This window comes from Rhizobium sp. BK512 (assembly GCF_014194915.1).
In the GTDB taxonomy this organism is placed as follows: Bacteria; Pseudomonadota; Alphaproteobacteria; order Rhizobiales; family Rhizobiaceae; genus Rhizobium.
In genome coordinates, this window is record NZ_JACIAS010000018.1 from 1 (window position 1) to 19,413 (window position 19,413).

Annotated in this window: 16 protein-coding genes, 1 tRNA gene and 1 pseudogene; 2 read left to right on the plus strand and 16 right to left on the minus strand. The window is 58.4% G+C overall.

The window, feature by feature from the left end:
• The 4 genes from FHX06_RS35285 to rpsL form a co-directional block, all read right to left on the minus strand.
• A partial coding sequence (locus tag FHX06_RS35285; protein WP_018010120.1) for a GTP-binding protein occupies positions 1 to 93 on the minus strand: 93 nt, incomplete at its 3' end.
• 66 nt (positions 94 to 159) lie between these two features.
• A complete protein-coding gene (gene fusA / locus FHX06_RS35290; RefSeq protein WP_112547858.1) occupies positions 160 to 2,259 on the minus strand; it encodes an elongation factor G in 2,100 nt (699 codons plus the stop codon).
• 29 nt (positions 2,260 to 2,288) lie between these two features.
• Entirely contained in the window at positions 2,289 to 2,759 is a 471-nt protein-coding gene (gene rpsG / locus FHX06_RS35295) for a 30S ribosomal protein S7 (RefSeq protein WP_007817128.1), read from the minus strand.
• Between the two features lie 107 nt (positions 2,760 to 2,866).
• Positions 2,867 to 3,238, minus strand: a complete 372-nt coding sequence (rpsL, locus tag FHX06_RS35300) for a 30S ribosomal protein S12 (RefSeq protein ID WP_003547537.1) — start codon at positions 3,236 to 3,238, stop codon at positions 2,867 to 2,869.
• A 495-nt stretch (positions 3,239 to 3,733) separates the two neighbouring features.
• On the opposite strand from rpsL, the gene FHX06_RS35305 reads away from it, so the two are divergent.
• Both FHX06_RS35305 and FHX06_RS35310 read left to right on the plus strand, forming a co-directional pair.
• A complete protein-coding gene (locus tag FHX06_RS35305) occupies positions 3,734 to 4,027 on the plus strand; it encodes a transcriptional regulator (RefSeq protein ID WP_112547859.1) in 294 nt (97 codons plus the stop codon).
• A 349-nt stretch (positions 4,028 to 4,376) separates the two neighbouring features.
• Entirely contained in the window at positions 4,377 to 5,087 is a 711-nt protein-coding gene (locus tag FHX06_RS35310) for an acid phosphatase (protein WP_113117994.1), read from the plus strand.
• Positions 5,088 to 5,261: 174 nt separating this feature from the next.
• On the opposite strand, the gene rpoC is transcribed toward FHX06_RS35310, so the two are convergent.
• The 12 genes and pseudogenes from rpoC to FHX06_RS35365 all read right to left on the minus strand — a co-directional run.
• Entirely contained in the window at positions 5,262 to 9,473 is a 4,212-nt protein-coding gene (rpoC, locus tag FHX06_RS35315) for a DNA-directed RNA polymerase subunit beta' (RefSeq protein ID WP_113205174.1), read from the minus strand.
• A gap of 188 nt (positions 9,474 to 9,661) precedes the next feature.
• On the minus strand, positions 9,662 to 13,804 hold the full coding sequence (gene rpoB, locus FHX06_RS35320) for a DNA-directed RNA polymerase subunit beta (RefSeq protein WP_113205175.1): 4,143 nt from the start codon (positions 13,802 to 13,804) through the stop codon (positions 9,662 to 9,664).
• 259 nt (positions 13,805 to 14,063) lie between these two features.
• Entirely contained in the window at positions 14,064 to 14,444 is a 381-nt protein-coding gene (rplL, locus tag FHX06_RS35325; protein ID WP_009994538.1) for a 50S ribosomal protein L7/L12, read from the minus strand.
• 57 nt (positions 14,445 to 14,501) lie between these two features.
• Positions 14,502 to 15,020, minus strand: a complete 519-nt coding sequence (gene rplJ, locus FHX06_RS35330) for a 50S ribosomal protein L10 (protein ID WP_112547863.1) — start codon at positions 15,018 to 15,020, stop codon at positions 14,502 to 14,504.
• 329 nt (positions 15,021 to 15,349) lie between these two features.
• Positions 15,350 to 16,054: a 50S ribosomal protein L1 gene (gene rplA, locus FHX06_RS35335; protein ID WP_112547864.1), complete on the minus strand. Its 705-nt coding sequence runs from the start codon at positions 16,052 to 16,054 to the stop codon at positions 15,350 to 15,352.
• A 4-nt stretch (positions 16,055 to 16,058) separates the two neighbouring features.
• A complete protein-coding gene (rplK, locus tag FHX06_RS35340) occupies positions 16,059 to 16,490 on the minus strand; it encodes a 50S ribosomal protein L11 (RefSeq protein ID WP_037110089.1) in 432 nt (143 codons plus the stop codon).
• Positions 16,491 to 16,666: 176 nt separating this feature from the next.
• On the minus strand, positions 16,667 to 17,197 hold the full coding sequence (gene nusG, locus FHX06_RS35345) for a transcription termination/antitermination protein NusG (RefSeq protein ID WP_112547866.1): 531 nt from the start codon (positions 17,195 to 17,197) through the stop codon (positions 16,667 to 16,669).
• Positions 17,198 to 17,214: 17 nt separating this feature from the next.
• Positions 17,215 to 17,415, minus strand: a complete 201-nt coding sequence (gene secE / locus FHX06_RS35350) for a preprotein translocase subunit SecE (RefSeq protein ID WP_007817110.1) — start codon at positions 17,413 to 17,415, stop codon at positions 17,215 to 17,217.
• A 191-nt stretch (positions 17,416 to 17,606) separates the two neighbouring features.
• Positions 17,607 to 17,682 (minus strand) — tRNA-Trp (locus tag FHX06_RS35355).
• A gap of 214 nt (positions 17,683 to 17,896) precedes the next feature.
• Complete coding sequence (locus FHX06_RS35360) at positions 17,897 to 18,790, minus strand: NAD-dependent epimerase/dehydratase family protein (protein WP_112547867.1); 894 nt, start codon at positions 18,788 to 18,790, stop codon at positions 17,897 to 17,899.
• Positions 18,791 to 18,961: 171 nt separating this feature from the next.
• Complete coding sequence (locus tag FHX06_RS36150) at positions 18,962 to 19,096, minus strand: hypothetical protein (RefSeq protein ID WP_281413488.1); 135 nt, start codon at positions 19,094 to 19,096, stop codon at positions 18,962 to 18,964.
• A 203-nt stretch (positions 19,097 to 19,299) separates the two neighbouring features.
• Positions 19,300 to 19,413, minus strand: a pseudogene (locus FHX06_RS35365) (elongation factor Tu); the annotation flags it as partial.

Here is a 19,413-nt window from a genome sequence, read left to right on the forward strand (position 1 = left end):
CGCTGCCGTCAGAGACGTCTTGCCGTGGTCAACGTGGCCGATCGTGCCAATGTTGACGTGCGGCTTGTTGCGCTCAAACTTACTCTTTGCCATTTTCGGCTCTCCATTCTTTGGCCCCGAGGGGCGCTAATTCTTGTTATCGGTCAATTGGTATTCCGGTCACTTCTGACCGGAATACTTTGCCTGGATTTCGGTTGCGACGTTCGACGGGACCGGCGAGTAGTGATCGAAGGTCATCGTGTACTGAGCACGGCCCTGCGACATGGAGCGCAGGTTATCGACGTACTTGAACATGTTGGCCAGCGGGACGTTGGCGTTGATAACAACGGCCACACCGCGGCTTTCCTGACCCTGGATCTGACCACGACGGGAGTTGAGGTCGCCGATAACGTCGCCGACGTAATCTTCCGGGGTAACAACTTCGACCTTCATCATCGGCTCGAGGAGCTGAGCGCCGGCCTTCTTTGCTGCTTCACGGAAGCAAGCGCGGGAAGCGATTTCGAACGCCAGGACCGAGGAGTCAACGTCGTGGAAGGCGCCATCGATGAGGGTCGCCTTGACGCCCAGCATCGGGAAGCCAGCCAGCGGGCCGGAAGACAGAACGCTTTCGATACCCTTCTGAACGCCCGGGATGTATTCCTTCGGAACAGCACCGCCGACGATCTTGGATTCGAACTTGAAGTCTTCGCCGTCCGGGTTCGGTTCGAAGACGATCTTGACGCGCGCGAACTGGCCGGTACCACCGGACTGCTTCTTGTGCGTGTAATCTTCTTCGTGCTGGCGCGTGATGGTTTCGCGGTAAGCAACCTGCGGCGCACCGACGTTTGCTTCGACCTTGAACTCGCGGCGCATGCGGTCGACGATGATGTCGAGATGCAGTTCGCCCATGCCGGCAATGATCGTCTGACCGGATTCCTGGTCCGTCTTCACGCGGAACGACGGATCTTCTGCAGCCAGACGGTTGAGCGCGAGGCCCATCTTTTCCTGGTCGCCCTTGGACTTCGGCTCGATAGCGATCTGGATGACCGGCTCCGGGAACTCCATGCGCTCGAGGATAACCGGCTTCAGCGGGTCGCAGAGCGTATCGCCAGTCGTGGTTTCCTTGAGACCTGCGAGAGCAACGATGTCGCCGGCAAAGGCTTCTTCGATGTCTTCACGCGAGTTGGAGTGCATCTGCAGCATGCGGCCGACGCGCTCGCGCTTGTCCTTGACCGTGTTCATGACCGACGAACCCTTTTCGAGCTTGCCGGAATAGATACGGGCGAAGGTGAGCGAACCGACGAAGGGGTCGTTCATGATCTTGAACGCGAGCATGGAAAGCGGCTCGGCATCGTCTGCATGACGCTCGATTTCGGCTTCCGTCTTGAAGTCAATGCCCTTGATCGCCGGAATGTCGAGCGGCGACGGCAGGTAGTCGACAACGGCGTCGAGAAGCGGCTGAACGCCCTTGTTCTTGAAGGCAGTGCCGCAGAACATCGGGTGGAACTTGACGTCGATCGTGCCGCGACGAACGAGTTCGCGGATCTTGTCGTTGTCGGGCATGTTGCCTTCGAGGTAGGCTTCCATCGCGGCTTCGTCGATCTCGACAACGGTCTCGATCAGCTTTTCGCGATATTCTTCAGCCTTGGCCTTCATGTCTTCCGGGATCTCAACGACGTCCCACTGGGCGCCGAGCGATTCGTCGCGCCAGATGAGAGCGTTCATCTCGACCAGGTCGATAACGCCCTTGAAGTCGCTTTCAGCGCCGATCGGCAGCTGCATGACGACAGCGATCGCACCAAGACGGGTCTTGATCATCTCGACCGAGCGGTAGAAGTCCGCGCCAGTCTTGTCCATCTTGTTGCAGAAGATCATGCGCGGAACGTTGTACTTCTCGGCCTGACGCCAGACGGTTTCCGTCTGCGGCTCAACACCGGCGTTGGCGTCGAGCAGCGCAATGGCGCCGTCGAGAACGCGCAGCGAACGCTCGACTTCAATGGTGAAGTCGACGTGGCCGGGGGTGTCGATGATGTTGAAGCGGCGCATCTTGCCGTCACGACCCTTCCAGAAGGTCGTGGTCGCGGCGGAGGTGATCGTGATGCCGCGTTCCTGCTCCTGCTCCATCCAGTCCATCGTGGCTGCGCCATCGTGGACTTCACCGATCTTGTGCGACTTGCCGGTGTAATAAAGGATACGCTCGGTGGTCGTGGTCTTGCCGGCGTCGATGTGCGCCATGATACCGAAATTGCGGTAGTCTTCGATCTTATATTCGCGAGCCATTATGGACTGCCTTTCGATATCGTTCGGGATTACCAGCGATAATGCGAGAACGCGCGGTTGGCATCAGCCATCTTGTGCGTGTCTTCGCGCTTCTTGACCGCGGAACCGCGGTTGTTGGATGCGTCGAGAAGTTCGCCCGAAAGACGATCGATCATGGTGGTCTCGTTGCGCTTGCGAGCAGCAGCGATCAGCCAGCGGATAGCAAGAGCCTGGCGGCGCTCCGGACGAACATCGACCGGAACCTGGTAGGTCGCACCACCGACGCGGCGCGAACGGACTTCAACGTGCGGAGCAATGTTGTCGAGCGCGGAATGGAAAACCGTCAGCGGCTCCTGCTTCGACTTGCCCTGTACGGAGTCAAACGCGCCATAGACGATGCTTTCGGCGACGGACTTCTTGCCGTCCAGCATGATGGCATTCATGAACTTCGTAACAACGAGGTCACCGAACTTCGGGTCCGGATTGATCTCGCGCTTTTCTGCTTTATGGCGTCTGGACATACTTCTCGTCTCTTTAACTGTTAAGGCGCTCTACCACGCGGAGGACTTCGCGCAGCGCCGGGGATTTCACTTTCAAGCCTTTCCGGGCGGTATCGCCCGGGGCGAAATTACTTCGGACGCTTCGCACCGTACTTGGAACGGCGCTGCTTGCGGTTCTTGACACCCTGGGTATCGAGAACGCCGCGGATGATGTGATAACGGACACCCGGAAGGTCCTTTACGCGGCCGCCACGGATCATGACGACAGAGTGTTCCTGAAGGTTATGACCTTCACCGGGGATGTAACCAATGACTTCGAAGCCGTTGGTGAGGCGGATCTTTGCAACCTTACGCAGAGCCGAGTTCGGCTTCTTCGGCGTCGTGGTGTAGACGCGGGTGCAAACGCCGCGCTTCTGCGGGTTCTCCTGAAGAGCGGGAACCTTGTTACGCTTTACGTTCGCCTGGCGAGGCTTGCGGATCAGCTGGTTTACGGTAGGCATTCAACCATCCCTTACGTTTGTCTCAGTACCCTTGCGGGCTCGAACTTCGCCGTTTCCGGCATTGCCACACATATTTCCCTCAATGCGCAAAATATGGCCCGATCCGCTTCCGCAGATGGACCACATAGAGCAGAGGACGCAAAAAAGATGCGTCATGCGTGCAGCATCATGACTTCAACGTGCGTTTAGAACCTTGTTTGAGGCGATCTTCAGAGCGCGTCGCCCCGAACAGCCAAACCTCACATTGGATCTGATGGCGGGCGTACTACTGGTTTCCACCCAGTTCGTCAAGGCCGGTTAAGAAATAATCTCCGGCTCAATGGCTTGAAAAGCCCGGTAAACGCCCTGTTTCGAGGGCCTTCAGGTCGATTAAGGATGTCACCCAAGATAAACTTGGGCATTGCCGCAAAAACAGATAGGAATCAATATTTGCAGACATCAAGCCCTTATATGGGACCTGCATATTGCGATTCTTAGAGAGCCGAAGGACAAAAGATGATCGGTACACCGGACAACGACAACAATTTCGACGGACCGATGATCTTCATCATCATCGGCAAGGGCTACGAATCCGACACGAGCGAGGGCGTAGACCTGCACGTCATGCTGAAGGCCGCCGATGACGATAGCGCCGTGCGCGAGGCTCTGAACGCGCTCGCCGAGGAAGGCTTCATCGAGGCCGATCTCGACCAGATCGGCATGCTGACCGAAGTCCCCTCCGAAGAGCCGCATGCTTCTGCCTATCAGGGTGCCCTGGACGGCGAAGTTTCGATCATCCGCTTCAGCTAAGCCTATATATAGAGAATAGAGCCTGCGCGCCGGCGCAGGCCTAATCCTCCCGCCCTCGCCTTTCCGCTGGCCGATATCAATGAGCGTGGCGGGCTCCCGCGATACCCTCGCCACTGGCCCAACAAGTTCAACATCCATCCTTCTGCGCACCTCAAAATGTACACCGCCGCAGCGCTCTGTCCGCGTTCGGGCATCTTCCGGCAACCGTAGATATCGACTTCCATTTGAGGTGGTCGCTGACAATCCATCTCTCGGCCAGCCGACGTCGCAGAGGCCATGCGAAGTGTCACGCGAACAAAACAATCATTGGCTAGAGCCTGATTGTAATCATTGCCCCAAAGGAGTTACCATGCGGAATATCTCGAAATTCGTCGCGCTCGGCCTTGCGTTTGCTGTCACGATCGCATCGCCGGTTTTTGCCGAAGACAAGGCAAAGCCTTTCACCGATGCCAAGGAAGTCAATCTACTAGACCTGCTGCCGCCGCCGCCGGCCAATGACTCGGCCAAGACCAAGGCCGAGATCGGTGAGGTCCTGACCATCCAGGTCACCCGCACGCCCGAAATGGTCGATCGCGCCGTTGCCGACGCCGAAGAAAATGTCTGGCGCTATTCCGACGTGATCAACAATCCGAAGTTCACCAAGGAAAACCTGCCGAAGTTCTCCGCTTTCTTCGATCGCGTCGTCGAAACTGAAGCCGCTGTCGTCGATCCGGCCAAGGATGTGTGGAAGCGCACGCGTCCGCACCTGCTCTATCCTGAACTCGTCAAGCCGGTCGTTCCGCTTTCCAAGTCCGGCTCCTATCCGTCCGGCCACACCACAGTCGGCACGCTGATGGGTGTCGTGCTCTCCGACATGGTTCCGGAAAAGAAGGATGCGATCATGGCCCGTGCCTGGGAGTATGGCTGGAACCGCGTCGTCGGCGGCATCCATTACCCGACCGATATCGAAGCCGGTCGGATTTCCGGCATCGTGATCGCCCAGACGATCATGCAGCACGACGACTACAAGGCCGAATATGAAGCGGCCAAGACCGAGCTGCGCAGCGCGCTCGGCCTCTAAGCTTTAGCGATAATTTCGGAGAAGCCGCCGTCGTTTCCGGCGTCTTTGTCATTTGCTGCCGTGAACCTCCCGGCGTGGAACCGTTCCCGATAACTCATCGACCGAACTCCCGACAAAGAAAAGCCGCCCGGATTTCTCCGGGCGGCTTTTATTCTGGATGTCTCGAACTGACGATTACTCGGCAGCAGGAGCGCTTTCGTTCGCGAGGTCCTGCAGCATCGGCGTTGCGACCCCTGCCCCGGTGCCCTTGCGGCGCTCTTCCAGGATCAGGTCGTCGCGAGCCGTCGCGATGCGGCGGATCTGGGTCATGGTGCCACCGGTACCGGCCGGGATCAGGCGGCCGACGATGACGTTTTCCTTCAGGCCCTGGAGGCCGTCGGTCTTGCCGGCGATCGCAGCTTCCGTCAGCACCTTGGTCGTTTCCTGGAAGGACGCGGCCGAGATGAAGGACGGGGTCTGCAGCGATGCCTTGGTGATGCCGAGCAGAACCGGATCGCCGCTGGCAGGCTTCTTGCCTTCCTCGATGAGCTGGTCGTTGACGTCCTCGAGCTCGATACGGTCGACGTTGTCGCCGACGATATAGGTCGAGTCGCCTGCATCGGTGATTTCCACCTTCTGCAGCATCTGACGGACAATCACTTCGATGTGCTTGTCGTTGATGACAACGCCCTGCAGACGATAGACTTCCTGGATCTCGTTGACGAGGTAGGAAGCCAAGGCTTCCACGCCCTTGATTGCCAGGATGTCGTGCGGAGCCGGGTTACCGTCGAGGATGTAGTCACCCTTTTCGATATAGTCGCCTTCCTGAAGGTGGAAGGGCTTGCCCTTCGGGATCAGGTATTCGACAGGCTCGACACCGTCTTCTGCCGGCTCGATGATAACGCGACGCTTGTTCTTGTAGTCGCGGCCGAGGCGGATCGTACCATCGATCTCTGCGATGATGGCATGGTCCTTCGGACGACGGGCTTCGAACAGTTCTGCGACACGCGGCAGACCACCGGTGATGTCCTTGGTCTTGGCGCTTTCCAGCGGCGAACGAGCAAGAACGTCACCCTGGGAGACCTTCGTGCCTGGCTCGACCGACAGGATCGCGTCGACCGAAAGCAGGAAGCGGGCTTCGCCACCACGGGACAGCTTTGCGACATTGCCGCTGGCATCCTTGATGACGATGGCCGGCTTCAGGTCCGAACCACGCGGGGTCGAACGCCAGTCGATAACCTGACGCTTGGTGATACCGGTGGATTCGTCGGTCGCTTCGAGAACAGAGAGACCATCGACGACGTCTTCGAACTGAACGGTACCGGCCACTTCCGTCATCATCGGACGGGTGTAGGGGTCCCACTCTGCCAGACGCTGACCGCGCTTGACCTTGTCGCCTTCGTCGACATGCAGCTTCGAACCGTAGGCAACACGCTGCGAGGAGCGTTCCACGCCACGCTCGTCCAGGATCTGAACGGTCATGTTGCGGCCCATGGCAACAAGATTGCCATCGGAGTTGCGCAGGATGTTGCGGTTCTTGATCTGCACCGTACCTTCGTACGAAGCTTCCAGGAACGACTGGTCAACCACCGTTGCCGTGCCACCAAGGTGGAACGTGCGCATGGTGAGCTGCGTGCCCGGTTCACCGATCGACTGAGCGGCGATGACGCCGACGGCTTCGCCCATGTTGACAGGCGTACCGCGAGCAAGGTCGCGGCCGTAGCAAACAGAGCAGACGCCCGTCTGGATTTCGCAGGTCAGGGCCGAACGGATACGGATCGACTGGATACCAGCCTTCTCGATCTCGACGACATCAGGCTCGAGGATCATCTTGCCGGCATCGACGATGCGTTCGCCGGTGATCGGATGGTCGATGTGATCGAGAGCCGTACGGCCGAGGATGCGGGCGCCGAGCGAAGCAACGACCTGACCGGCATCGACGATGGCGGTCATGGTGAGGCCAGTTTCGGTACCGCAATCGACGTGCGTGACGATGCAATCCTGCGCGACGTCGACGAGACGGCGGGTCAGGTAACCGGAGTTTGCGGTCTTCAAGGCGGTGTCTGCCAGACCCTTACGGGCACCGTGCGTCGAGTTGAAGTACTCGTTGACGGTCAGGCCTTCCTTGAAGTTCGAGATGATCGGCGTCTCGATGATTTCACCCGACGGCTTGGCCATGAGGCCGCGCATGCCGCCCAACTGACGCATCTGGTTCGGAGAACCGCGGGCGCCCGAGTGTGACATCATGTAGATCGAGTTCATCGGCTTCTGACGACCGGTCGCCGGATCGAACTCGACAGCCTTAATGCGGGCCATCATCTCTTCGGCGACCTTTTCGGTGGCCTTACCCCAGGCGTCGACAACCTTGTTGTACTTTTCGCCCTGGGTAATGAGACCGTCGTTGTACTGCTGCTCGTATTCCTTCACCAGGTTTTCGGTGTCGTTAACAATCTTGGCCTTGGTGTCCGGGATGACCATGTCGTCCTTGCCGAACGAAATGCCGGCGCGGCAGGCGTGGCTGAAGCCGAGCTGCATGATGCGGTCACAGAAGATGACCGTGTCCTTCTGGCCGCAATGACGGTAGACCGCGTCGATCATCCTGGAGATGTTCTTCTTGGTCATTTCCTGGTTGCAGATATCAAAGGTCACCTTGCCGTTCTTCGGCAGGAGTTCACCGATGAGCAGGCGGCCCGGCGTCGTTTCATAGATCTTCGAGTAGGGCTTGCCGTCCTCGCCGATCGACTTGAAGCGGCCGCGGATCTTGGTGTGCAGCGTCACGACCTTGGTTTCGAGGGCGTGGTGCAGCTCGCCGAGATCGGAGAAGGCCATGCCTTCGCCCGGCTCGTTCTGGTTCATGATCGACAGGTAGTAGAGGCCGAGAACCATGTCCTGCGACGGAACGATGATCGGTGCACCGTTTGCCGGGTGCAGGATGTTGTTCGTCGACATCATCAGAACGCGGGCTTCGAGCTGGGCTTCGAGCGACAGCGGCACGTGAACGGCCATCTGGTCACCGTCGAAGTCGGCGTTGAAGGCCGTGCAGACGAGCGGGTGCAGCTGGATGGCCTTGCCTTCGACCAGGGTAGGTTCGAAGGCCTGGATACCCAGGCGGTGCAGCGTCGGTGCGCGGTTCAGCAGAACCGGATGCTCGCGGATGACCTCGTCGAGGATATCCCAGACTTCCGGCTTTTCCTTTTCGACCAGCTTCTTGGCCTGCTTGACGGTCGAGGAATAACCCTTGGCGTCGAGGCGGGCGTAGATGAACGGCTTGAAGAGCTCGAGCGCCATCTTCTTCGGAAGACCGCACTGATGCAGCTTCAGTTCCGGACCGGTCACGATGACCGAACGACCGGAATAGTCGACGCGCTTGCCGAGCAGGTTCTGACGGAAGCGGCCCTGCTTGCCCTTGAGCATGTCGGACAGCGACTTCAGCGGACGCTTGTTGGCGCCGGTGATGACGCGGCCACGGCGGCCGTTATCGAAGAGCGCATCGACAGATTCCTGCAGCATGCGCTTTTCGTTGCGGATGATGATGCCCGGAGCGCGCAGTTCGATCAGGCGCTTCAGACGGTTGTTACGGTTGATGACGCGGCGGTACAGATCGTTCAGATCCGACGTCGCGAAACGGCCGCCATCGAGCGGAACCAGCGGGCGCAGATCCGGCGGGATGACCGGAACGACCTTCATGATCATCCATTCCGGGCGGTTGCCGGATTCCATGAAGTTCTCGACGATCTTCAGGCGCTTCATCAGCTTCTTCTGCTTGAGATCCGACGTGGTGTCGGCAAGCTCGGCGCGCAGATCGCCAGCGATCTTTTCGAGGTTCATCGATGCCAGCATCTCATAGATAGCTTCAGCACCGATCATAGCCGTGAACTGGTCTTCGCCGTATTCGTCGACGGCGAGCATGTATTCTTCTTCCGAAAGAAGCTGATGCTCCTTCAGGGCAGTAAGACCCGGCTCCGTGACGATGTAGTTTTCGAAGTAGAGAACGCGCTCGACATCCTTCAGCGTCATGTCGAGCAGCGTGGAGATGCGGCTCGGCAGCGACTTCAGGAACCAGATGTGGGCAACAGGAGCGGCGAGCTCGATATGGCCCATGCGCTCACGGCGAACGCGCGACAGCGTGACTTCGACGCCGCACTTTTCGCAGATGATGCCCTTGTACTTCATGCGCTTGTACTTGCCGCACAGGCACTCGTAGTCCTTGATCGGCCCGAAGATGCGCGCGCAGAAGAGTCCGTCGCGTTCCGGCTTGAACGTGCGGTAGTTGATGGTTTCCGGCTTCTTGATCTCACCGTAGGACCAGGAAAGAATCTTCTCCGGAGAGGCGATCGAAATCCGGATGGAATCGAAATTCTGTGCAGGCACCTGCGGATTGAAAAGATTCATGACCTCTTGGTTCATGCCTGTCTCCTTCATGGGCGAAAGCGCCCTTAGCTTGCGAGGTTGGCGGCAAATTCCCGGGAGCCGCGCCATCGCTTAAACGACAATAACCGCAAAATGCGGCGAAAGCGTCCCTGCCCGGCCAACACGTTACGGGGCCACGGCGGGAACGGTGTGCGCCCTATTAAGGCGCACACCCTATCAAGTGGTTACTCGGCAGCATCCGGCAGCTGGCTTGCGCCCTGCAGGTCCTCGACCTTGGAATTTTCGAGCTCGACCGAGAGACCCAGCGAGCGCATTTCCTTGACGAGAACGTTGAAGCTTTCCGGAATGCCGGCCTCGAAGGTGTCGTCGCCACGGACGATTGCTTCGTAGACCTTGGTGCGGCCGGCAACGTCGTCCGACTTCACGGTCAGCATTTCCTGCAGCGTATAGGCTGCGCCGTAAGCTTCGAGCGCCCAGACTTCCATTTCGCCGAAGCGCTGGCCACCGAACTGCGCCTTACCGCCCAGCGGCTGCTGGGTGACGAGCGAGTACGGACCAATCGAACGAGCATGGATCTTGTCGTCGACCAGGTGGTTGAGCTTCAGCATGTAGATGTAGCCAACCGTAACCTGGCGGTCGAACTGCTCGCCGGTACGACCGTCGTACAGCGTCGACTGACCAGTATCCTTGAGACCTGCCAGACGCAGCATCTCATTGACGTTCTCTTCGTTCGCACCGTCGAAGACCGGGGTCGCGATGGACACGCCACGCTTCCACTGGTCGGCCAGACGCAGGACCGATTCATCGTCGAAATCCTTGACCTGTTCGGCCTTCGGACCGTCACCGACCACGTCGCCGATCGTCTTGCGAAGCGGCTCGATATTGCCGCCGGCCTTGTAGGCCTCCAGCATCTCGCCGATCTGACGACCCATGCCGGCGCAAGCCCAGCCAAGGTGCGTCTCGAGAATCTGGCCGACGTTCATGCGCGAAGGCACGCCGAGCGGATTCAGAACGACGTCGACATGCGTGCCGTCTTCGAGGAACGGCATGTCTTCGACAGGCACGATGCGCGAAACCACACCCTTGTTGCCGTGACGGCCGGCCATCTTGTCACCCGGCTGGATCTTGCGCTTAACAGCGACGAAGACCTTGACCATCTTCATGACACCCGGAGGCATTTCGTCGCCGCGCTGGACCTTTTCGACCTTGTCCATGAAGCGCTGTTCAAGGCGCGACTTGGATTCGTCGTACTGGCCACGGAGTGCTTCGAGTTCGCTCTGGACCTTTTCGTCCTCGACGGCGAACATCCACCACTGCGAGCGGGGATATTCGGAGACGACGGCGTTTGACAGCTCGGTGCCCTTCTTGAAGCCCTTCGGGCCTGCAATGGAGGACTGACCGCGCAGCATGTCGATCAGACGGCCGTAGACGTTACGGTCGAGGATCGCCTGCTCGTCGTCGCGGTCCTTTGCCAGACGCTCGATCTCTTCGCGCTCGATTGCCATCGCGCGCTCGTCCTTCTCAACGCCGTGGCGATTGAAGACGCGCACTTCGACGATCGTGCCGTAGGTGCCGGGCGGCATGCGCATGGACGTGTCGCGCACGTCGGATGCCTTTTCACCGAAGATGGCGCGCAGGAGCTTTTCTTCCGGCGTCATCGGGCTTTCGCCCTTCGGCGTGATCTTGCCGACGAGGATATCGCCCGGCTGAACTTCGGCACCGATGTAGACGATACCGGCTTCGTCGAGGTTCTTCAGCGCTTCTTCCGAAACGTTCGGGATATCGCGCGTGATTTCTTCCGGACCAAGCTTGGTGTCACGCGCCATCACTTCGAATTCTTCGATGTGGATGGAGGTGAACACGTCGTCAGCAACGATACGCTCGGAGAGCAGGATCGAGTCTTCGTAATTGTAGCCGTTCCAGGGCATGAACGCGACGAGCGCGTTGCGGCCGAGAGCCAGATCGCCCAGATCCGTCGACGGACCGTCGGCGAGAATGTCGCCGCGGTTGACCTCGTCACCGACGGTGACCAGCGGACGCTGGTTGACGCAGGTGTTCTGGTTCGAACGCTGGAACTTCTGCAGGCGGTAGATATCGACGCCGGACTTGCCGGCCTCGAGGTCTTCCGTGGCGCGGATAACGATACGCGTCGCGTCGACCTGGTCGACCACACCGCCGCGGCGTGCGCCGATGGCAGCACCGGAGTCGCGGGCGACGACCGGTTCCATGCCGGTACCGACGAACGGCGCTTCAGCGCGCAGAAGCGGAACGGCCTGACGCTGCATGTTCGAGCCCATGAGAGCGCGGTTGGCGTCGTCGTTTTCCAGGAACGGAATGAGAGCGGCTGCGACCGAAACGACCTGCTTCGGCGAAACGTCCATCAGGTTCATGCTGTCGCGCGGGGCAAGCATAACTTCGCCAGCGTGACGGCAGACGACGAATTCGTCGACGAAGGAACCGTCCGACGTCAGTTCGGCGTTGGCCTGGGCAACGTAGTACTTCGCCTCTTCCATGGCGGAGAGATAAAGTACATCAGTCGTGACCTTGCCCTCGACGATACGACGGTACGGGCTTTCGATGAAACCGTACTTGTTGACGCGCGCAAAGGTCGCCAGCGAGTTGATGAGACCGATGTTCGGGCCTTCCGGCGTTTCGATCGGGCAAATGCGGCCGTAGTGCGTCGGATGAACGTCGCGGACTTCGAAGCCGGCGCGCTCGCGGGTCAGACCGCCCGGGCCAAGAGCCGAGAGACGGCGCTTGTGGGTGATTTCCGACAGCGGGTTGACCTGGTCCATGAACTGCGACAGCTGCGAGGAACCAAAGAACTCGCGGACGGCCGCAGCAGCCGGCTTGGCGTTGATCAGATCCTGCGGCATGACCGTGTCGATTTCGATCGAGGACATGCGTTCCTTGATCGCGCGCTCCATGCGAAGCAGGCCGAGACGGTACTGGTTCTCCATCAGCTCGCCGACCGAGCGGACGCGGCGGTTACCGAGGTTATCGATATCGTCGATCTCGCCCTTGCCGTCGCGCAGTTCGACAAGCATCTTGACCACGGCCAGGATGTCGTCCTTGCGCAGGATGCGAACGGTGTCTTCGACGCTAAGGTCAAGACGCATGTTCATCTTCACGCGGCCGACGGCGGAGAGATCATAACGCTCCGCATCGAAGAACAGCGAGTTGAACATGGCTTCGGCCGAATCCATGGTCGGCGGTTCACCCGGACGCATGACGCGGTAGATGTCGAACAGAGCGTCCTGACGGTTCTCGTTCTTGTCTGCGGTCAGCGTGTTGCGGATGTAGGCGCCGACATTGATGTGGTCGATGCCGAGAACCGGGATCTCGTCGAAGTGGTTCGCGAGGATGATGCCAAGCGTCTTCTCGTCGATTTCGTCGCCGGCTTCGAGATAGATCTCACCCGTCGAGTAGTTGACGATGTCTTCGGCAAGGTAGTTGCCATAGAGGTCGTCGTCAGTCGCCTTCAGAGCCTTGAGGCCCTTGTCGGAGAGCTGGCGGAGCAGACGCGGGGTCAGCTTCTTGCCGGCTTCGACGACGACTTCGCCGGTATCGGCGTCGACCATCTCGGTGATCGCCTTTGCACCCTTCAGCGTTTCCGGCTTGAAGGGAATGCGCCAGCCTTCGCCGTCGCGCTTGTAGAGCGACTTCGTGTAGAAGGTGTCGAGGATTTCCTCGCCGTCCATGCCGAGGGCCATCAGCAGCGACGTCACCGGAATCTTGCGGCGGCGGTCGATACGGGCATAGACGATGTCCTTGGCGTCGAATTCGATATCGAGCCAGGAACCGCGGTACGGAATGACGCGGGCAGCAAAGAGCAGCTTGCCGGAAGAATGGCTCTTGCCCTTGTCGTGGTCGAAGAAGACGCCCGGCGAGCGGTGCATCTGGGACACGATCACGCGTTCGGTGCCGTTCACGATGAACGTACCGTTGTTCGTCATGAGCGGCATGTCGCCCATGTATACGGACTGTTCCTTGATGTCCTTGATCGACTTCGCGCCCGTATCCTCGTCAATATCGAACACGATGAGACGGAGAGTAACCTTCAGCGGCGCAGCATAGGTCAGGTCGCGCTGGCGGCATTCATCGACGTCGAACTTCGGCGGCTCGAATTCATAGGACACGAACTCCAGCATGGAAGCGCCGGAGAAATCGGTGATAGGGAAAACAGACTTGAAGACAGCCTGGAGGCCTTCGTCGGGACGACCGCCCTTGGGCTCTTCAACCATCAGAAACTGGTCGTAGGACGCCTTCTGAACCTCGATGAGGTTCGGCATTTCTGCGACTTCGGGGATTTTACCAAAAAACTTGCGTACGCGCCTGCGACCATTGAACGAAAGGGTCTGAGCCATCGTCGCTCCTTCAAAAATTGCATCCGGGCCTGCAACGGACGGGAACCGATGGCCAGTCGATCCCGTCAACCAATGAGTAGTTCAACCTCGTCCCACCTCCCGAAACAGCCAGGCCGGATTGCCTTGGTGCCTCGGTTCGAGACCATGCTCTTGAAGAACCCATTACCCAAAAGCCGTTTTCACGCGGCTTTTGGGTAATTCGTTCAAAAAAACGGCAAATGGGAGACGGCAAACACCGCCTCCCAAAAGCAGTTCAAGATTACTTGACGTCAGCCTTTGCGCCAGCGTCTTCAAGCTTCTTCTTGATGTCAGCAGCTTCAGCCTTGGAAACGCCTTCCTTGACAGCCTTCGGAGCGCCTTCGACGAGGTCCTTGGCTTCCTTGAGGCCGAGACCGGTGATGGCGCGGACTTCCTTGATGACGTTGATCTTGTTGGCGCCGGCATCCGTGAGGATGACGTCGAACTCGGTCTTTTCTTCTTCGACCGGAGCAGCAGCACCTGCACCACCAGCAGCGGCAGCAACAGCTACCGGAGCAGCGGCGGAAACGCCCCACTTTTCTTCGAGCAGCTTGGAAAGCTCAGCGGCTTCCAGGACGGTCAGCGAGGAGAGGTCATCAACGATCTTTGCGAGATCAGCCATTTTTCTAGTTCCTTTTGTTCGGTTCGAACTGTTGAGTTTGTACAGCGAAAAACCGCCTTAAGCGGCTTCGTCCTTCTTGGCGTAGGCCGCGAACACGCGGGCAAGCTGGCTTGCCGGTGCTGCAACAACCCCAGCGATGCGGGTAGCCGGTGTCTGGATCATGCCCAGCAGCTTCGCACGCAGCTCATCGAGCGAAGGCAGGGTCGCAAGCGACTTGACAGCTTCAGCATTGAGCGTGGTTGTTCCCATGGCACCACCGAGAACAACGATCTTGTCGTTGGTCTTGGCGAAATCCATGACGACCTTCGGAGCGGTGATCGGATCATTGCTGTAAGCAATGAGGGTCTGACCTTTGAAGAGATCGGAGATCCCTTCCGCTTCCGTACCCTGAAGGGCAATTTTGGCCAGGCGGTTCTTCGCGACTTTGACGGTGCCGCCAGCAGCGCGCATCTTCGAACGAAAATCGTTCATCTGTGCGACTGTAGCACCAGCATAGTGGGCCACGACAACCGAGCCCGATGCCTTGAAGACATCGTTCAGTTCCGTGACGAATTCGCGCTTTTCCGCTCTTTCCACTGCCTATCTCCAGTTGGCGGGACCGTTGAACGGACCCACCGGGTTGCCTTTGCCTCCCGGGATCAGAATAGATCCCAAGCGGCGCTTGAGGATCCTGTCCCCTCGCGCTCCGCGCCAGTAAAGGCAAAAGAGGCACAAGGCATCCAAGGCTCGAACCGATTTCCTAGAAGCAGAACTTCATGCAATTCGGGTCTTACCCGTCTCATGCAGGCAACAGTGATTAAGGGAAAACCACCTGCAATCTCGGACAGGATTCCGGATTTCTCCGGAATATTCCGGCCCCTTTACGAGGCCGGAATTCTTGTTATCAGGCCGAAGCCCGATGAAACTTAAGCAGCGGTAACCGCTGCGGTGACCGAGCCGACTTCGATCTTGACGCCCGGACCCATGGTCGAGGAGAGCGCTACGCGCTTGACGTAGTTGCCCTTGGCGCCAGCCGGCTTTGCCTTGATGACGGCGTCAGCGAAGGCACGGATGTTTTCTTCCAGAGCCTTGGCATCGAAAGATGCCTTGCCGATGCCGGCGTGAACGATACCAGCCTTCTCGACGCGGAACTCGACAGCGCCGCCCTTGGAAGCCTTGACGGCACCAGCGACATCCATCGTAACCGTGCCAACCTTCGGGTTCGGCATCATGCCACGCGGGCCGAGAACCTTACCGAGGCGGCCGACGAGCGGCATCATGTCCGGGGTTGCGATGCAACGATCGAAATCGATCTTGCCGCCCTGGACGATTTCAACGAGCTCCTCTGCGCCAACGACGTCTGCGCCGGCAGCCTTGGCTTCATCAGCCTTGACGCCACGAGCAAAGACAGCGACGCGAACCGTACGGCCGGTGCCGTTCGGCAGGTTGACGACGCCGCGGACCATCTGGTCTGCGTGACGCGGGTCAACGCCGAGGTTCATCGAAACTTCGATGGTTTCATCGAACTTTGCGACAGCACGTTCCTTGACCATGCCGATGGCGGTCGTCAGAGCGTAGAGCTTGGTGGGATCAACACCTTCGTTGATCTTCTGAGTGCGCTTGCCTGCCATGGTCTTAACCCACCACTTCCAGGCCCATGGCGCGGGCAGAGCCCTCGATCATCGCCATTGCACCTTCGATATCTGCTGCATTCAGGTCCTTCATCTTGGCTTCGGCGATCGTCTTGATCTGAGCCTTGGTGAGCGAACCGGCCTTTGCGCCCTTGCCCGGGGTCTTGGAACCGGACTGGATCTTGGCTTCCTTCTTCAGGAAGTAGCTGACTGGCGGCTGCTTCATGACGAAGGTGAAGGACTTGTCCTGGTAATAGGTGATGACGACCGGGATCGGCATACCCTTTTCCATTTCCTGCGTAGCCGCGTTGAACGACTTGCAGAATTCCATGATGTTAATGCCACGCTGACCAAGTGCCGGGCCGATTGGCGGGGACGGGTTTGCCGATCCTGCCTTGACCTGCAGCTTGAGCTGGCCTGCAACTTTCTTAGCCATATCTCTCTGCCTTTCACTGATGGCCGGTCACCCGGCCCTGATGCCGGATCGCTCCGGCGGCTGCGGTTGCGTGGTTCGGATCCTTGAGGCCCGGCTAAGACCCCTCACCTTCCACGCGATGCGGCATTTGCCGCACGAGGATCAGCCGCAAGCGACTGAGCCTCGATCTCAAAAAATCAGACCTTCTCGACCTGAGCGTATTCCAGTTCGACCGGGGTCGCGCGACCGAAGATCGACACTTCCACCTTCAGGCGCGAACGCTCTTCGTCAACATCCTGAACCGTGCCGTTGAACGAAGCGAACGGACCGTCGGATACACGAACCTGCTCGCCGATCTCGAAGGTAACGGAAGCCTTCGGCCGTTCGACACCTTCCTGAACCTGACCGAGGATGCGATCAGCCTCAGAATCCGGAATCGGAACCGGCTTGTTGTCAGAGCCAAGGAAGCCCGTGACCTTCGGCGTATTCTTGATCAGGTGATAGGCTTCATCCGTCAGGTTGGCGCGAACCATGACATAGCCCGGGAAGAACTTGCGCTCGGAATCGACCTTGCGGCCGCGACGCACTTCCACCACCTTTTCGGTCGGCACGAGAATCTTCTCGAACAGGTGCTCAAGCCCCTTCTGGCGAGCCTTGTTCTCGATGTCCTCAGCCACCTTCTTTTCAAAATTGGAATATGCGTGGACGATGTACCAACGTGCCGCCATTTTCATCTCCACCCGTATCAGTTGCCGGTATTGAGCACGAAGCTCAGCGCCCAGCCAATCAGCTGGTCCGCGGCAAAGAAAAACAGCGCAGCAAAAACAACCATAAACAGCACCATAACCGTCGAGATCATCGTCTCGCGGCGCGACGGCCATGTAACTTTAGACGTCTCCGTGCGAACCTGCTGCAGAAACGCGAATGGATTGGATTTGGATGCCATCGACTGCCCACGCAATTACGGCGCGTAAAGCTGAAACTATCAGCCCCACGCACCGCGTGTCTGTTGAACCCTAAATAAACATCGATTTCCCGATACACAAGAGGGAAACTGATGTTTAACGAAATTTGTCGCCATATGCTCAATCCTCGCCGGAACGCTGCGAGACGTCCGCGCTGTCCGTTCAAGGAAAATGGCAGGGGCAGAGGGGCTCGAACCCCCGACCTGCGGTTTTGGAGACCGCCGCTCTACCAACTGAGCTATACCCCTTTACGCTTTGCATTCAGCCTGTTGACCTTGCGATCATGAGCCGGTGAAAAGCATGGCGCTCCCTTTAAGGCGGCAGCTCGGGATATGCAAGAGCGATTTTCGATTTTCGGAGTCATTCTCCGCAGGCAATCGAAAGAAGTCCCCTGCAGCAGCACATTTGACGACCGGACGCGAAATCGAACGCGTCCGGCCGCGTGACTTTCTGCAGTGAAACTCACACTTTCACGTATTTCCGCCAGTCGTGCTCTTCCTTGAAGCCGAGCACTTCGCGAATCTTCCGGTTGGAAAGCAGGCCCTCATATTCGCCGATCTCACGGGTGAACGGCACATTCGGGTAGAATCGCTTGGCGAGCTCTCGAGATGGCGTATTGGCCGAGACCGTGTCGTTGGCGGCATTGAAGACCTGGAAGCCCAATCCATCCTTCTCAATGCAGCGGTGGACGATCTGTCCGAGATCGCGCGCATCGATATAGCTCCAGGCGATGCGCTTACGCATTTCCGGATTGGCGAAATAGGTCGGAAACCTCTCGTATTCATGCGGCTCGATGACGTTGCCGATGCGCAACGCGTAAATATCGAAGCCGGACCGCTCGGCAAAAGCACGCGCGGTCTTCTCATTCAGGACCTTGGAAAGGCCGTAGGAATCCATCGGATTGACATCATAGTCCTCATCCAGCGGGAACTGGTGGAAATCGCGATGACCTTCGGCGAAGCAGACGCCATAGGTCGTCTCACTCGATGCGACGATGATCTTCCGGATACCGAGCTTCACGGCCGCCTCGATGACATTATACGTGCCCATCGTGTTAATGCGGAAGGTCTCGTTATCAGGCTTGATAAGGATGCGCGGCACTGCCGCGAAATGCACAACGGCGTCGAAAGGCTGAACACCCTTGCCCGCGTCCAGATCCGGAAAATCCCGGTGCATGGAAAGCACGTTGAACATCTGGCCACTGTCGGTGATGTCGGCAGTGAGATTGGTGACACCAGGGCTTTCGAGCGGCACGAGATCGACGTTATGAACCTCATATCCGGCATTGACGAGCCACGGCACGGCATGACGTCCCGCCTTGCCCGAACCGCCGGTGAAGAGAATGCGCTTTTTCATGGAATATCCTCCGCGTCATGAAATCGGAGGCATAGATAAACTCTTCCGCGCGAAGAGCAAGCGAGCGTCTCGTCAGCAGGTTCAAACCTACTCTGGCCAGGGGCTTCCAACTGGAAGCGCCTGCCCTGCCATTTCAATCACCGCCGGACGCTCCGGCGGCTCGCTACGCAACTATTTAACGACGCTTATTTCGTCTATCTGCACGCCAGCTGCCTGAACAACTTCCTGCGGAATTGCAGCGATGAAAAACATCGTGAAAACATACATCGCGAAAATCGTCGCAACGAATGTAGCCTTGTGAATCATCCTACTCTCCTCTCTACAATGAGGAGTCTGGACTAAAAATGCCGGAACGCAAAACGCTTTCTGAACGCTAGATGAACAAAATACTGTTATGGGACATCTTAACGATATTTTTACAACATCTCATGAGCGTTTCCGCATGCCGGAAAACGAAAAAACCCCGCCGTTTCCAGCGGGGTTTTTCCTAAAATCGGGGATAATTCCGATTACTCGATGATGGAAGCCACGATGCCTGCACCGACGGTGCGGCCGCCTTCGCGGATAGCGAAGCGAAGCTTTTCTTCCATCGCGATCGGAACGATCAGCTCGACGTCAACCGT